We start from the raw sequence: 13,358 nt of genomic DNA, 5'->3' as shown, positions 1-13,358 counted from the left end.
GTCACAGGTCGACGATCACCGGCATATGATCGCTGAGCGTCAGCCAATCTTTCGGATCGCCGACCTCCAGCCCCGACCAGCCCGGCGGCACTTGGCTGGCGTGTGCGAAGAGATAGTCGAGGTGGAAAGGCTTTGCCGGGTTGCGGTGAAGGAAGAAGGTCGGTTGGCTCTCCGCTCCCTGCGGTTCGCCTGATGCGACGTGATACAGGCTGACCAGGCCGACCTCGCCGAGATCACGCACGCAATCCGAATGGTTCCAGTGCCGCGTCTTGCGGTCCCAGATCGCGTTGCTGTTGAAGTCGCCGCAGATCAGCGAGTCCGACCCGAAAGCGGCGCGGTGGCGCTGCAGATACTGCCAGAACTGGCCGATATAGGAATAGGTCGACGGCACGACCGGCTGCGTCCAGACCGCGAGCAGATCGAGCCGGCCGCCGATCCTGACCGGCAGGAAATGCGCCAGTCCGTCACCGTCCCAGCCTAGCGTTTCGATCGCAATGCCGTTGCGCGCGAAGACGCCGACCCCCTTGTGCTTGATCGCGCCGGTCCAGGCGTAATTGCCCGCCCAATCGGCATAGGCACTGTCCGATGCCGCGGGATTCTCGCATTCCTGGACCACGAGGATATCGGCCCCGAGCGCATCGATCGCCGAGGTCTTGCGGCGGAGCGCGCCGGCGCAGTTCCATGTCACGATCCTCATGCAGGACCGTTGTCGGGGGCCCGGCAGGCGGGGTTCGACCTGAATCGCGCGACGGGCATCTGCGGAGTCCGCCTACCCCAGGTCGAACCCGCGCGAGATACGGTCGACCGGTGTACCATCAGTGAGCGGGACGGCACGCGCGACCGCGTAGTCGACAAACCCCATCCGCGCGTAGAAGGCGAGGCCGCCGGTATTGTCGGCGCGGATCGTCGCGTTGATTGCACTCAGCCCGGCGGCGACCGCCGCGGCCCTGGTAGCGGCGAACAGCGCCGATCCGATCCCGCGCGTGGTCGATCCGCGGCGCGCGAACGTGCCGATATCGCCCCAGCCGGGCCCGAGCTTGTCGCTGGCGAGCAGGATCTGGAAGCCCATCGGGCCGCCATCCTCGTTCTCGGCGATCATGCTGGTGATCACGCCCGGCCCATCGACATGCGCGTCGGCAAAGGCCTCGGGTGTGAACGGCGTCTCATAAGCGGTAGTGCCGCCCGCGGCGATGATCTCGTTGAGCAGGTCGGCAAGCGCGGCGGCATCGGCACGTACTGTTGGCCGGACGTTCAGCTTCATCTCTCTCAGACCTCGAACAACGCTGCGCGCCTCGACATGGTTGGCGGCAATTCTTTCCATCATATTGGGCGGCTCCACTCTTCTCAAAACCGGAACTTGCGGACGAGCAGCCCGCGCGCGGCGAACGCCTCGATGGCCGCGCCGTCATGTCCCGGTACCAGGATCAGCCCGGGATTCGCCCTGCTGACCGCGGCGATCGCCTGCAATTCGGCGGCGACCGCGCCGCGATCGTCGCCGCTGATCAGCCAGGTGACGTAGCGCGATCGCTGGTGCTCGAGACGGACATTGTCGAGCATCGACGCAACGTCGCCCATGAACAGGAATTCGCGACCGTCGGCCTGGCGGACGTAGATCATCTGCGATCCCGGCGTGTGCCCCGGCGCCTTGATCAGCACTATTCCCGGCGCGATCGCCTTGATCGACGCGTAATCGAACGCCCGCAACGCGTCCCGGGCGCCTTCGGGCCAGCGCGGGGCCACCGCGCTGCCGGCTTGCGCGCGAGTGAGCAGCAGATGCGGCAGGTTGCGCATCAAATTGGGACTGGTCAGCACGCCGCCCAGATGATCGCCATGCTCGTGCGTCACGATGATCGCGCTGGCCCGGTCCAGGCCCGCGAGCATGCGGCGATAGGCGGCGCGATCGTACCGGTCGGCGCCCGAGGCCCGCGCGCTCGCCTCGTCATAGCCGGTATCGACGATCACCGAGCGATTGGGCGACACGATTCGGTAGCTTGCCCGCGCCAGATCGATCTTGCTCCAATCGGTGCCGCTCACCATCGCTGTGCGCGGCACCGCGTCGTGCGACAGGATTTCCAGCTCGATATGCGTGGGAAGATTGCCCGGCACACTCGCCGCCGCCACCCGGATAGCCGGCAAGTCGAGCGCATAGCCTGCGCGTGGTGCCGGACCAGTATCGTAGAACAGCCAATAGACCGCGGCGCCGGCCAGACAGAGCAGCACGACCGCCGTGATCGCCAACCCACGCGCCAGTCGTCTCAGCGTCATCCTGTTCCTCCTCTCAGCCCCTGCACCGACAGGCCAGGTCCTCGCCCTGCTTCAGTCCTGAAACGCCGCGGCGCGCTTCTGTATGTTGGCGGCTACCGCTTCCATCATGTTGGGCTTGCCGATCACCTTGACCTGCTCCTCGGTTTCGGCGGCGAGCATCGTCACCGGATCGACATCGTGCATCATGTTGAGCAGGCGCTTGTCGCCGCGAATCGCATGCGGACTGCGGCCGGCGATCTCGCGCGCCAGGTCCATTGCCGCGCTGAGCGGATCGTCGGCGAGGCGGGTGACGAAGCCATGCGCCAGGGCTTCCCGGGCATCGAATTCGCGTGCGGTATAGACCAGTTCGCGCAGCACGTCGTCGCGGACCAGGCTGCGCCAGAGAGGAAAGCCGGCCATGTCGGGAACCAGGCCCCAATGCGTTTCCCGGATAGCGAAGCGCGCGGTCGGCGCGGCGATGCGGATATCGGCGCCGGACATGATCTGAAAACCCCCGCCGAACGCGACGCCATGGACTGCCGCGATCACCGGCATCGGCAGGTTGCGCCAGCCCCACGCCACATGCTGCGGCAGGATCGCCCCCTGGTCGTTGCGGCCGCGCGACGACAGGCCCGAGCCACCCCCTTGCATGCTCGTCATGTCGAGCCCGGCGCAAAAGCCGCGCCCCTCGCCCGACAGCACCACACAGCGGACGTCTGCGCGGCCGGCGAGCGAATCGATTGCCGCACCGATGCCTTCGAACATTGCCGGGTCGATCGCATTCATCTTGTCGGGCCGCGCCAGCCGGACGTCGGCGATCTGGTCGGCAATGGTGATGGTGACGCGGTCGTTCATGGCAGRGCCGGGGCCGCTGGGTTCACGCGCGCGCTTCGAATCGCGAAGCGGCCCCGGCCTCCGCCGGGGCGACGCGCACTTAGACGATCCTGCTCCCGCTCTCGCCCCAATAGCGATCGCGGAGCAAGCGTTTGTAGAGCTTGCCGGTGGGGTGGCGCGGCAGTTCGGCGGTGAAGTCGATCTGGCGAGGGGTCTTCACCCCCGACAATTCGGCGCGGCACCAGGCAGTCAGTTCCTCGGCAAGCGCGGGGCCGGCATCGGCCATGTCGGCGGGCTGAACAACCGCGATCACGCGCTCGCCCATATCTGGATCGGGGCCGCCGATCACCGCGACGTCGGCGACCTTGGGATGAGTGATGATGCGATTCTCTATCTCCTGCGGATAGATGTTCACTCCGCCCGAGATGATCATGAAGCTCTTGCGGTCGGTCAGATAGAGGAAGCCTTCGTCATCCAACCGCCCGATATCGCCGAGAGTCGTCCAACCCTTGGCGTTCGATGCCTCGGCGGTCTTGGCCGGATCGTTATGATAGGCGAACTGCCCGCCGCCTTCGAAATAGATCAGGCCTTCGCTTCCCGCCGGCAATTCCTCGCCATCCTCGCCGCAGATATGCGCGATGCCGTAAGCCGGCTTGCCGACCGAGCCCTTGTGCGCAAGCCATTGCTCGGCGGTGATCGAGGTGAAGCCGTTGCCTTCGGATCCGGCATAATATTCGTAGATCACTGGCCCCCACCAGGCGATCATCTTTTCCTTGACCGGGACCGGGCAGGGTGCCGCAGCGTGGATCGCGGCTTTCATGCTCGACACGTCATGTGCCAGCCGATCGGCTTCGGGCAGTTTGAGCATGCGGACGAAATGGGTCGGCACCCATTGGCTGGCGTTGACGCGATATTGCGCGATCAGCGCGAGCGCGGCGACCGGATCGAAATGCTGCATCATGATTACGGTGCCGCCGAGCCGGTGGACGGTCATGCACCAGCGCAGCGGCGCGGCATGATACATCGGCGCGGGGCTGAGATAGATTGTGTCGGGACCGAAGCCGTAAAGCCCCTGCGCCAGCATCGCCAGGACGTTGACCGCGGCGATGTCGGTATCCTCGGGCAAGGCGACGCGAACGCCTTTGGGACGGCCGGTGGTGCCCGACGAATAGAGCATGTCGATCCCGGCGCGCTGGTCGGCGATCGGCGTCTCCGGTTGTGCCGCCAGCGCATCCTCGAAGCTGTTCCAGCCGGTCGTCGTGCCGCCCAGCATCAGCCGGTCGAGATCGGGAATCAGCGCGGCCAGCGGCTCGGCAATGGCTGCGAGCGCGGCCGAGGCGACGACCAGTTTCGCGCCCGAATCGCGGACGATATAGTCGGCCTCGGGCGCGGTCAGCTTCGACGAGATGCAGACGTAGAACAGCCCGGCACGTTGCGCGCCCCAGGTCAGCGCGAAATATTCCGGCACGTTGTCCATGAAGATCGCGACGGTGTCGCCGATCGCCAGGCCGCGCGCGCGGAACAGCTGGGCGACGCGGTTCGACCGGCGATCGAGCTCGGCATAGCTCCACGTCTCGCCGGTTTCGGCGACGATCAGCGCCGGTTTGCCGGCGTCGGTCCGCGCATGGACGCTGGGATGCATCCGCCTCTCCTTACATCGTTGTCAGCAAGGCTAGCCAGTCGCCGCGACAAGGCAAGAGCGCGCGTACCCGGTTGCGCCGGGCGGCGGCGCGTGTAGGGCAATGGGCAATGAGTGAGGGCTTTCAGTTCGACCCCGCGCGGTTCCTCAACAGCCGGCTGGGACATGGCGGCGCGATCGGCATCGGCTATCGCGCGCACGGCCCCGATTGGGCCGAACTCGAATTGCCCTATGACGAGCGGCTGATCGGCAATGTCGACACCGGCGTGATCGCCTCGGGCCCGATCCTGTCGATGATGGACATGGCGACGAGTCTGGCCGTGTGGCTGCGCGCCGACGCGTTCGTCGCGCATGCGACGCTCGACCTGCGGGTCGATTATCTGCGGCCGGCGACGCCGGGCAAGACCGTGATCGGGCGCGGCGAATGTTACCGGCTGACGCGGTCGATCGCGTTCGTGCGCGGCCAGGCGCATGATGGCGATCCGAGCGATCCGCTCGCGCATGTCGCAGGGACGTTCATGGCGCCCGACGGCTATCCGCGATGATCGACCGGCTGCCCCCTTACGCGCAACTGCTCGGCCTGACCGCCGAGCGCGACGGCGATGGTGCGCCGGTGCTGGTGATGCCGTTCGGCGTCGACGTGCTCGGCCGCCCCGGCTTCCTCCATGGCGGCGCGATCAGCGGGCTGATGGAGATGGCGGCGATCGTCGCTTTGTACGATGCCTTGGCGGGCGAGGGCGGGGGCGAGGTCAAGCCGGTCAACGTGACGGTCGATTTCATGCGCGGCGGTCGCGACAAGCCGACTCGCTCGCGCGGCATCGTCACCCGGCTGGGCACACGCGTCGCCAATGTCGAGGCGACGGCGTGGCAGGACGACCCCGACAAGCCGATCGCCGCGGCGCGGATGAACTATTTGATCGTGCGGGGATAAGGATAGCGCACCTCCTATTTCGGCCCATGCCTTTGCCGGAGTGACGCCGGGCTTTTGCCAGGGTGAGATGAGCGGGCGTTATGCTGCCCTCTCCCGCTTGCGGGTGCACCGGGTCGGTCATGCCCTCGGCATGACCTGAACAGCGCGGGGCGCTGTTCACCCGGTGCAGGTTGGGTGAGGGTCTTCTTCCTTCTTCCAAGCGGGCAACGCGACGAAACAAGAAAGAAGACCCTCACCCTCCCACCGCTTCGCGGCGGGCCCCTCCCTCTCCCGCAAGCGGGAGAGGCGACCTAGGTGACAAATCCCGCTCCCTCGCAATAGCGATCAGCTCCAATCACCCCTTTGGCGTCAGCCGCATCAGCCGTCCGCCGGAGCCCTCCTCGCCATCCTCGAGCAGCCAGATCGACCCGTCGGGCGCCTGCGCCACGTCGCGGATGCGCGTGCCGAAATCCCAAAAATCGGCTGCGGTCGCGGTATCGCCCGATAAAGTCACGCGAATCAGGCCGGGTGTCGACATCGCGGCGATGAAAAGCGAGCCCTTGTATGCCGGGAACATGATGCCCGAATAATAGATCATGCCGCCGGGCGAGATCGATGGGTTCCACCACAATTTGGGCGCTTCGAGATCGGGGCGGCTGGGATGGTCGGGGATCGGCTGGCCCGAATAATTGTCACCGTTGGAGACGATCGGCCAGCCGTAATTCTTGCCCGGCAGGATCAGGTTGAGCTCGTCGCCGCCGCGCGGGCCCATTTCCTCTTCCCACAACCGCCCGTCGGGGGCGAACACCAGGCCGTAGGGATTGCGATGGCCGCAGGTCCAGGTCATCGCCTCGACGCCGCCCCGATCGTACATGGGATTGCCGACCGCGGCCTTGCCGTCGAGCGTCAACCGCAGGATCTTGCCGAGCGCCTGTTTGGGATCCTGCGCCGGGGTGAAGCGCTGGCGCTCGCCCGAGGTCAGGAACAGATATTGACCGTCGGGCGAGAAAGTGATGATCGAGCCGAACTGACCGCCGGGCCCGGCCGAGCCCGAGCGCCAGATCACCGACAGGTCGTCGAGCTTGTGCCCCTTGAGGTCGAGCTTCGCCTTGGCCAACGCGAGCTGGCTGCCGTCCGTGCCCGGCTCGGCATAGCTCAGATAGACGATATGGTTGTCGACATAGGTCGGCGCGATGGCGACATCGAGCAACCCGCCCTGTCCGCCTTTGGCAACTGCAGGCACGCCGGCGATCTCGAGGACCTTGCCGTCGGTCTGGCGCAGCTTTAGCACACCCGCTTTCTCGGTGACGAGCAGCCCCTGGTCGGTGGGCAGGAAAGCCATCGCGAACGGCGCATCGAACTTGCCGATATCGGTTACGGTGAACGGTGCCGGCGCGATCGGCATGTTGGCGCGTCCGGTCGTCGCGGGCACGTTCTTGATATCAGGTTCGAGCGGGGAATTGCGCGGCACGCTGGTCTTCGTCGCGGACTGGGCGTTCGCCGGTCCGTCCGACGGGCCCGAGCACGCCGTGACGATCAGGCCGGTCAACAACAATGCGCGACGGATCATGATCGCAGCTCCCTGAAAGAAAAAAGGATGCTGACACAACGCCCCATTCGCCGCCAGGGTTGCCGGCTTGCCACGGCGCGCGGACCGGCCTATATCATTGGCCAATCTCTACATCGCCAGGTGAAGAGGTCGGAGGGTTCCCGCTCTCCGGCGCCGAACCTGCTTGTTTCACGGACACCCCATGGCGGACATCGCCCGACTGACGCAATTGATCGAGCCCGAGGCGCAAGCCCTGGGCTTCGACCTGGTGCGCGTGAAGATGTTCGGGGGCAAGGACGACCTGACCTTGCAAGTGATGGCCGAGCGGCCGGACACGGGTCAGCTGACGATCGACGATTGCGCCGAGCTGTCGCGCCGCATCTCCGACAAATTCGACGAGGTCGATCCGATCGAGGAGGCGTACCGGCTGGAAGTCAGTTCGCCCGGAATCGACCGGCCGCTGACGCGGCTCAAGGATTTCGCCAACTGGATCGGGCAAGAGGCACGCATCCACCTGACCGCGCCGGTCGATGGCCGCAAGCAACTCACCGGTGATCTCGCTGGTGTGGACGGCGACCGCATCACGATCGATGTAAAGAAGCATCAGCCGATGACGATCGGCTTCGATCAGGTCGCCGACGCGAAATTGCTGATCACCGACAAACTGATTGCCGCAACCGCGCCGCTGTCGAGCGACGGCGCAGAAGAATTCGAGACAGAGGAAAGTAACTGATGGCCACCGCCGTTACCGCCAACCGCGCCGAGCTGATCGCGATCGCAAACTCGGTCGCGACCGAGAAGATGATCGACCGCGGCATTGTGATCGAGGCGATGGAAGACGCCATCCAGCGCGCCGCCCGCGCGCGCTACGGCGCCGAGAACGACATCCGTGCCAAGCTCGACCCGAATACCGGCGACCTGCGCTTGTGGCGCGTCGTCGAAGTGGTCGAGGCGGTCGACGATTATTTCAAGCAGGTCGATTTGAAGGGTGCGCAGAAGCTGCAGAAGGACGCCAAGGTCGGCGACTTCATCGTCGATCCGCTGCCCCCGATCGAATTCGGCCGCATCGCAGCGCAAGCCGCCAAGCAGGTCATCTTCCAGAAGGTCCGCGACGCCGAGCGCGAGCGCCAGTTCGAAGAATTCAAGGATCGGATGGGCGAGATCATCACCGGCGTGGTCAAGCGCGTCGAGTTCGGCCATGTCGTCGTCGATCTGGGCCGGGCCGAGGGCGTCATCCGCCGCGACCAGCAGATCCCGCGCGAAGTGGTGCGCGTCAACGACCGTATCCGCTCGCTGATTCTCAACGTTCGCCGCGAGAATCGCGGGCCGCAGATCTTCCTGAGCCGCGCGCATCCCGATTTCATGAAGAAGCTGTTCGCGCAGGAAGTGCCGGAAATCTATGACGGCATCATCGAGATCAAGGCCGCTGCCCGCGATCCCGGCTCGCGCGCGAAAATCGGCGTGATCAGCCACGATTCGTCGATCGATCCGGTCGGCGCCTGCGTCGGCATGAAGGGCAGCCGCGTCCAGGCGGTGGTCCAGGAAATGCAGGGCGAGAAGATCGATATCATCCCCTGGTCGGAAGACACCGCGACCTTCGTCGTCAACGCGCTGCAGCCGGCATCGGTCAGCCGCGTCGTGATCGACGAGGAAGAGGACCGGATCGAAGTGGTGGTGCCCGACGACCAGCTCAGCCTGGCGATCGGCCGCCGCGGCCAGAATGTCCGCCTGGCCAGCCAGCTGACCGCCAAGGCGATCGACATCCTGACCGAGGCCGATGCCAGCGAGAAGCGCCAGCGCGAATTCGTCGAACGGTCGGAAATGTTCCAGAACGAACTCGACGTCGACGAGACCTTGGCCCAGCTGCTGGTCGCCGAGGGCTTCGGTGCGCTCGAGGAAGTGGCCTATGTCGACCTCGCCGAGCTCGCCTCGATCGAAGGCTTTGACGACGATCTCGGCCAGGAGCTGCAGAGCCGCGCGCAGGAAGCGCTCGATCGCCGCGAACAGGCCAATCGCGAGGAGCGCAAGGCGCTCGGCGTCGAGGATGCGCTTGCCGGCATGCCGTACATGACCGAAGCGATGCTGGTCACGCTCGGCAAGGCGGGGATCAAGACGCTCGACGACCTCGCCGATCTCGCCACGGACGAACTGGTCGAGAAGAAGCGCCAGGAACCGCGCCGCCGCGCCGAGGACGCGCCCAAGCGCCCCGAGCACAAGGGCGGCGTGCTGGCCGAATATGGCCTGACCGACGAGCAGGGTAACGAGATCATCATGGCCGCCCGCGCGCATTGGTTCGAGGACGAACCCGCGACGGAAGGCGAAGCGGCGGAGGGTGAAGAAGCCTGATGCCGTTCGTCTCGATCCGCATCTCGGGCACCGCCACGAAGGACCAGAAGTCCGGCATCGTGGCGGACGTCACCCAGTCGCTCGTCGAGCGGCTGGGGAAGAACCCGGCTGCGGTGCAGATCGTGATCGAGGAAGTTTCGACCGAGAATTATGGCGCCGGCGGCATCCTGATCGCCGATCGCGATGCCCCCAAGATCGAGGGAGACGCGCATGCGGTCCCCTCGCAATGATAATGCCAACGTAGGCAAGCGGCGTAACCCCAGCCACTCCCCTTCGGGAGAGGGGCAAGAGGTGGAACAGCAACGGTCGACGCTCGATGCCTCGGCCGATGCTGCAGTTACAGACGACTCCTCTATTCCGAAGGGGAGGGGCTCCAGCGACCCGATCCGCCGCTGCATCCTGTCGGGCGACCGCGAGCCGCGCGGGGAGTTGATCCGGCTGGCGCTCGGGCCGGAAGGTCAGGTGCTGCCCGACATCCGCGCCAAGGCGCCGGGACGCGGGGCGTGGATCGGGGTGACGCAAAGCGAGCTCGACGCGGCCAATGCCAAGGGCAAGCTGCGCGGCGCGCTGGCGCGGGCGTTCAAAACCAACCAACTGACGATTCCCGCCGATTTGGGCACGCTGATCGCCGATCAGTTGCAGCGTGCGTTCCTCGACCGGCTCGGTCTCGAATCGAAGGCGGGCAAGATCGTCAACGGCACGGAACGGGTGGAGAAGGCGGCACGATCGGGCCAGGTCCGGCTGTTGCTCCATGCCTCCGATGCCGGCACCGACGGTGCGCGTAAGCTCGCCCAGGCGTGGCGGGTCGGGCGCGATCGCGAAGGATCTGGCGAAGAGGGCTTGGCACTTCCCCTCCCGCGCACCATATTGTCCTTGGCGCTAGGCCGCGAAAATGTGGTACATATCGCCGTGACCGACCCCGCTGCCGCGGTCCGCGTGCGTGACGCGCTCGACCGCTGGCGGCACTTTATCGGCCCTGATTTGACTACCGAGCCTTGCGAAACGGCCTCGCAGGGCGCATCGGCGCTTCCCGCGGCAGTCGGAAGCACTGGCGGCTCGGCCGACAACGACGAGGATATTGAGTGAGCGATACCGACAACGACAAGCCGAAACTCGGAATGCGCCAGCCATTGGGGCTGAAGCGCACCGTCGAGACCGGCAAGGTGAAGCAAAGCTTCAGCCACGGGCGCTCGAACACCGTCGTGGTCGAGGTCAAGCGTCGCCGCGTGCTCGGTCCGAATGCCGGCGGCCCTGCCGAGGCGCCGGTCGTCGAGGAAGCCCCCGCACCGGCCCCGGCGCCTGCCCCGGCCGCGCCTGCCGCGCGCGCACCGTCCGCGCCGCAGCTATCGGCGCAGGAGCGCCAGACGCAATTGCTGCGTGAGGCCGAGGAACAGCGCATGAATGCGCTGGAGGATGCGCGCCGCCGCGAGGACGCGCAGCGTCAGGCCGCGGTCGAGGACGAAAAACGCCGCGTCGAGGAAAAGAGCAAGGCGGCGGACACGCCGCCCGCGCCGGTCGAGGCTCCTGCTCCGGCCCCCGCACCGACCCCGGCTGCCCCCGCCGTCGCGGCGACACCCGCCGCGCCCAAGCCCGCCCCAGCGCCAGCCCCCGCACCCGTGCCCGCAGCGCCGGTCGCGGTGCAGCTCGATCCGAGCTTGCCGGCGCCGCGCCGCTTCACCCCGGTCGCGCGTCCCGAGATTCCCAAGCCAGCCCCGGCGCCCGCATCTGCTCCGGCGCAGGCACAATCGACTGCATCGGCGCCGACCGCTGCATCCGCATCCGCACCCCGCGCTACGCCGTCGGGCTCGGGCCAGGCGACGCCGCGCCGCGGCGCCGAGACCGCGCAACCCGCACGCCCCGGCCAGCGCGACCGCAAGGGCGAGGAACGCCGTGGCGGCAAGCTGACCGTCAACCGCGCGCTCGGTGGTGAGGAAGGCGCTCGCGCCCGTTCGCTCGCCGCGCTCAAGCGTGCGCGCGAAAAGGAACATCGCCGTCACGTCGGCGGGTCCGCGCCGCGCGAGAAGCAAGTCCGCGACGTCGTCGTGCCGGACGCGATCACTGTCCAGGAACTCGCCAACCGCATGGCGGAAAAGGGCGCTGACCTGGTCAAGTCGCTGTTCAAGATGGGCATGCCGGTCACCGTCAACCAGACGATCGACCAGGACACCGCCGAGCTGCTGGTCACCGAATTCGGCCACAACATCACCCGCGTCAGCGATTCGGACGTCGATCTGTCGACCCATGAGATCGAGGATGCGGTCGAGACGCTCAAGCCGCGTCCCCCGGTCGTCACGATCATGGGCCATGTCGATCACGGCAAGACCAGCCTGCTCGACGCGCTGCGCGGCACTGACGTGGTGCGCGGCGAGGCCGGCGGTATCACCCAGCATATCGGCGCCTATCAGGTCACGCTGAAGGACAAGTCGAAGGTCACCTTCCTCGACACGCCGGGCCATGAGGCGTTCAGCGAGATGCGCGCGCGTGGCGCCAACGTCACCGACATCGTCGTGCTGGTGGTGGCCGCGGACGACGGGCTGATGCCGCAGACGATCGAGGCGATCAACCACACCAAGGCGGCCGGCGTGCCGATGATCGTCGCGATCAACAAGGTCGACAAGCCCGAGGCCAATCCGCAGCGGATCCGCGAACGCCTGCTCGAGCACGAAGTCGTGGTCGAGCAGATGGGCGGCGACGTCCAGGACGTGGAAGTCTCGGCGCTCAAGAAGACCGGGCTCGATGAGCTGATCGAGAAGATCCAGATCCAGGCCGAGCTGATGGAACTCAGGGCCAATCCCGACCGCGACGCCGAGGGCACCGTGATCGAGGCCAAGCTCGACAAGGGCCGTGGTCCGGTCGCGACCGTGCTGGTCACGCGCGGCACGCTCAGGGTCGGCGACGTGTTCGTCGCCGGCGCCGAGAGCGGCAAGGTCCGCGCCTTGGTCAACGACAAGGGCGCGCAGATCAAGGAAGCCGGACCGTCGATGCCGGTCGAGATCCTGGGTATTTCGGGCGTCCCCTCGGCGGGCGATCCGCTCCAGGTGGTCGAGAACGAAGCGCGTGCCCGCGAAGTTGCGGCCTATCGTGCAGGCGTCATCCAGGACAAGCGCACGACCAATGCGCCGGCCAGCCTGGAGAGCATGTTCTCCGCCTTGAAGGCCAACCAGGCGATCGAATATCCGCTGGTCATCAAGGCGGATACGCAAGGGACGGTCGAGGCGATCGTCGGCGCGGTCAACAAGATCTCGACCGACGAGATCAAGGCGCGCGTGCTCCATTCGGGCGTCGGCGGCATCACCGAAAGCGACGTGACCCTGGCCGGTGCCTCGGGCGCGCCGATCATCGGCTTCAACGTCCGCGCCAATGCCAAGGCGCGCGAGATCGCCGAGCGTCAGAAGGTCGCGTTGAAATATTATGACGTGATCTACGACCTGATCGACGAGATCCGCGCCGGCATGGCGGGCGAGCTCGGTCCCGAAGCGTTCGAGACCGTGGTCGGCCGCGCCGAAATCCGCGAGGTCTTCTCGGCCGGCAAGCACGGCAAGGCGGCCGGTCTGCTGGTCGTCGACGGCGTCATCCGCAAGGCGCTCAAGGCGCGCATCACCCGCGAGGATGTCATCATCTATCAGGGCGAGATCGCGAGCTTGCGTCGCTTCAAGGACGACGTCGCCGAAGTTCGCGCGGGGCTGGAATGCGGTGTGACGTTCACGCAGAACTTCACCGACATCAAGGCCGGCGACTTCCTCGAAACCTTCGAGGTCGAACTGCGCGAACGGACGCTGTAAGATCAACCGTCATGCCAGCGAAAGCTGGCATCTCGAGCCGCGGGCGGTACCTTA

13 protein-coding genes are annotated in these 13,358 nt (G+C 66.4%); 7 read left to right on the top strand and 6 right to left on the bottom strand.

From position 1 onward, the window contains the following. Window position 1 precedes the first annotated feature (1 nt). From AC1DSD_RS14505 to AC1DSD_RS14485, 5 genes are all read right to left on the bottom strand, one after another. Window positions 2-697, bottom strand: coding sequence for an endonuclease/exonuclease/phosphatase family protein (locus AC1DSD_RS14505; protein ID WP_478031064.1), 696 nt, complete (start codon window positions 695-697; stop codon window positions 2-4). A 72-nt stretch (window positions 698-769) separates the two neighbouring features. Then, window positions 770-1,324 (bottom strand): N-acetyltransferase family protein, encoded by a 555-nt coding sequence (locus AC1DSD_RS14500; protein ID WP_478031062.1) that lies wholly within the window; start codon window positions 1,322-1,324, stop codon window positions 770-772. 20 nt (window positions 1,325-1,344) lie between these two features. Beyond that, window positions 1,345-2,265, bottom strand: a complete 921-nt coding sequence (locus AC1DSD_RS14495; protein WP_478031061.1) for an MBL fold metallo-hydrolase — start codon at window positions 2,263-2,265, stop codon at window positions 1,345-1,347. A gap of 51 nt (window positions 2,266-2,316) precedes the next feature. Further along, a complete protein-coding gene (locus tag AC1DSD_RS14490) occupies window positions 2,317-3,099 on the bottom strand; it encodes a crotonase/enoyl-CoA hydratase family protein (RefSeq protein ID WP_478031059.1) in 783 nt (260 codons plus the stop codon). 79 nt (window positions 3,100-3,178) lie between these two features. Next, window positions 3,179-4,720: an acyl-CoA synthetase gene (locus AC1DSD_RS14485; protein ID WP_478031057.1), complete on the bottom strand. Its 1,542-nt coding sequence runs from the start codon at window positions 4,718-4,720 to the stop codon at window positions 3,179-3,181. 107 nt (window positions 4,721-4,827) lie between these two features. On the opposite strand from AC1DSD_RS14485, the gene AC1DSD_RS14480 reads away from it, so the two are divergent. Both AC1DSD_RS14480 and AC1DSD_RS14475 read left to right on the top strand, forming a co-directional pair. Beyond that, on the top strand, window positions 4,828-5,262 hold the full coding sequence (locus tag AC1DSD_RS14480) for a PaaI family thioesterase (RefSeq protein ID WP_478031056.1): 435 nt from the start codon (window positions 4,828-4,830) through the stop codon (window positions 5,260-5,262). After that, window positions 5,259-5,648, top strand: coding sequence for a PaaI family thioesterase (locus AC1DSD_RS14475; protein WP_478031054.1), 390 nt, complete (start codon window positions 5,259-5,261; stop codon window positions 5,646-5,648). Before AC1DSD_RS14480 ends, AC1DSD_RS14475 begins: the two co-directional genes overlap by 4 nt. Before the next feature lie 334 nt (window positions 5,649-5,982). On the opposite strand, the gene AC1DSD_RS14470 is transcribed toward AC1DSD_RS14475, so the two are convergent. Then, window positions 5,983-7,197 carry a PQQ-dependent sugar dehydrogenase gene (locus AC1DSD_RS14470; RefSeq protein ID WP_478031053.1) on the bottom strand — a complete coding sequence of 405 codons (1,215 nt, stop codon included), beginning with the start codon at window positions 7,195-7,197 and terminating at the stop codon, window positions 5,983-5,985. A 181-nt stretch (window positions 7,198-7,378) separates the two neighbouring features. Between AC1DSD_RS14470 and rimP the strand changes: the two genes are divergently transcribed. The 5 genes from rimP to infB all read left to right on the top strand — a co-directional run bounded on the left by rimP (window position 7,379) and on the right by infB (window position 13,304). Then, on the top strand, window positions 7,379-7,909 hold the full coding sequence (rimP, locus tag AC1DSD_RS14465) for a ribosome maturation protein RimP (RefSeq protein WP_478031051.1): 531 nt from the start codon (window positions 7,379-7,381) through the stop codon (window positions 7,907-7,909). Continuing rightward, the gene (gene nusA / locus AC1DSD_RS14460; RefSeq protein ID WP_478031050.1) at window positions 7,909-9,522 is read left to right on the top strand and encodes a transcription termination factor NusA; all 1,614 of its coding nucleotides are present in this window, start codon (window positions 7,909-7,911) and stop codon (window positions 9,520-9,522) included. The genes rimP and nusA overlap by 1 nt, the downstream gene beginning before the upstream one ends. Beyond that, on the top strand, window positions 9,522-9,752 hold the full coding sequence (locus AC1DSD_RS14455) for a tautomerase family protein (RefSeq protein WP_066827428.1): 231 nt from the start codon (window positions 9,522-9,524) through the stop codon (window positions 9,750-9,752). Before nusA ends, AC1DSD_RS14455 begins: the two co-directional genes overlap by 1 nt. Before the next feature lie 61 nt (window positions 9,753-9,813). Next, on the top strand, window positions 9,814-10,608 hold the full coding sequence (locus tag AC1DSD_RS14450) for a DUF448 domain-containing protein (RefSeq protein ID WP_478031049.1): 795 nt from the start codon (window positions 9,814-9,816) through the stop codon (window positions 10,606-10,608). After that, window positions 10,605-13,304, top strand: coding sequence for a translation initiation factor IF-2 (infB, locus tag AC1DSD_RS14445; protein ID WP_478031048.1), 2,700 nt, complete (start codon window positions 10,605-10,607; stop codon window positions 13,302-13,304). The genes AC1DSD_RS14450 and infB overlap by 4 nt, the downstream gene beginning before the upstream one ends. Window positions 13,305-13,358: the final 54 nt, after the last annotated feature.

This window comes from Sphingomonas sp. P4_D12, from assembly GCF_056401895.1.
This window is presented reverse-complemented; position numbering and strand designations above follow the sequence as displayed.

What these genes read in the sequence shown, in the direction of transcription:
- AC1DSD_RS14505 (WP_478031064.1), bottom strand. Translation starts at nt 697, where the DNA reads ATGAGGATCGTGACATGGAACTGCGCCGGCGCGCTCCGCCGCAAGACC.
- AC1DSD_RS14500 (WP_478031062.1), bottom strand. Translation starts at nt 1,324, where the DNA reads ATGATGGAAAGAATTGCCGCCAACCATGTCGAGGCGCGCAGCGTTGTT.
- AC1DSD_RS14495 (WP_478031061.1), bottom strand. Translation starts at nt 2,265, where the DNA reads ATGACGCTGAGACGACTGGCGCGTGGGTTGGCGATCACGGCGGTCGTG.
- AC1DSD_RS14490 (WP_478031059.1), bottom strand. Translation starts at nt 3,099, where the DNA reads ATGAACGACCGCGTCACCATCACCATTGCCGACCAGATCGCCGACGTC.
- AC1DSD_RS14485 (WP_478031057.1), bottom strand. Translation starts at nt 4,720, where the DNA reads ATGCATCCCAGCGTCCATGCGCGGACCGACGCCGGCAAACCGGCGCTG.
- AC1DSD_RS14480 (WP_478031056.1), top strand. Translation starts at nt 4,828, where the DNA reads ATGAGTGAGGGCTTTCAGTTCGACCCCGCGCGGTTCCTCAACAGCCGG.
- AC1DSD_RS14475 (WP_478031054.1), top strand. Translation starts at nt 5,259, where the DNA reads ATGATCGACCGGCTGCCCCCTTACGCGCAACTGCTCGGCCTGACCGCC.
- AC1DSD_RS14470 (WP_478031053.1), bottom strand. Translation starts at nt 7,197, where the DNA reads ATGATCCGTCGCGCATTGTTGTTGACCGGCCTGATCGTCACGGCGTGC.
- rimP (WP_478031051.1), top strand. Translation starts at nt 7,379, where the DNA reads ATGGCGGACATCGCCCGACTGACGCAATTGATCGAGCCCGAGGCGCAA.
- nusA (WP_478031050.1), top strand. Translation starts at nt 7,909, where the DNA reads ATGGCCACCGCCGTTACCGCCAACCGCGCCGAGCTGATCGCGATCGCA.
- AC1DSD_RS14455 (WP_066827428.1), top strand. Translation starts at nt 9,522, where the DNA reads ATGCCGTTCGTCTCGATCCGCATCTCGGGCACCGCCACGAAGGACCAG.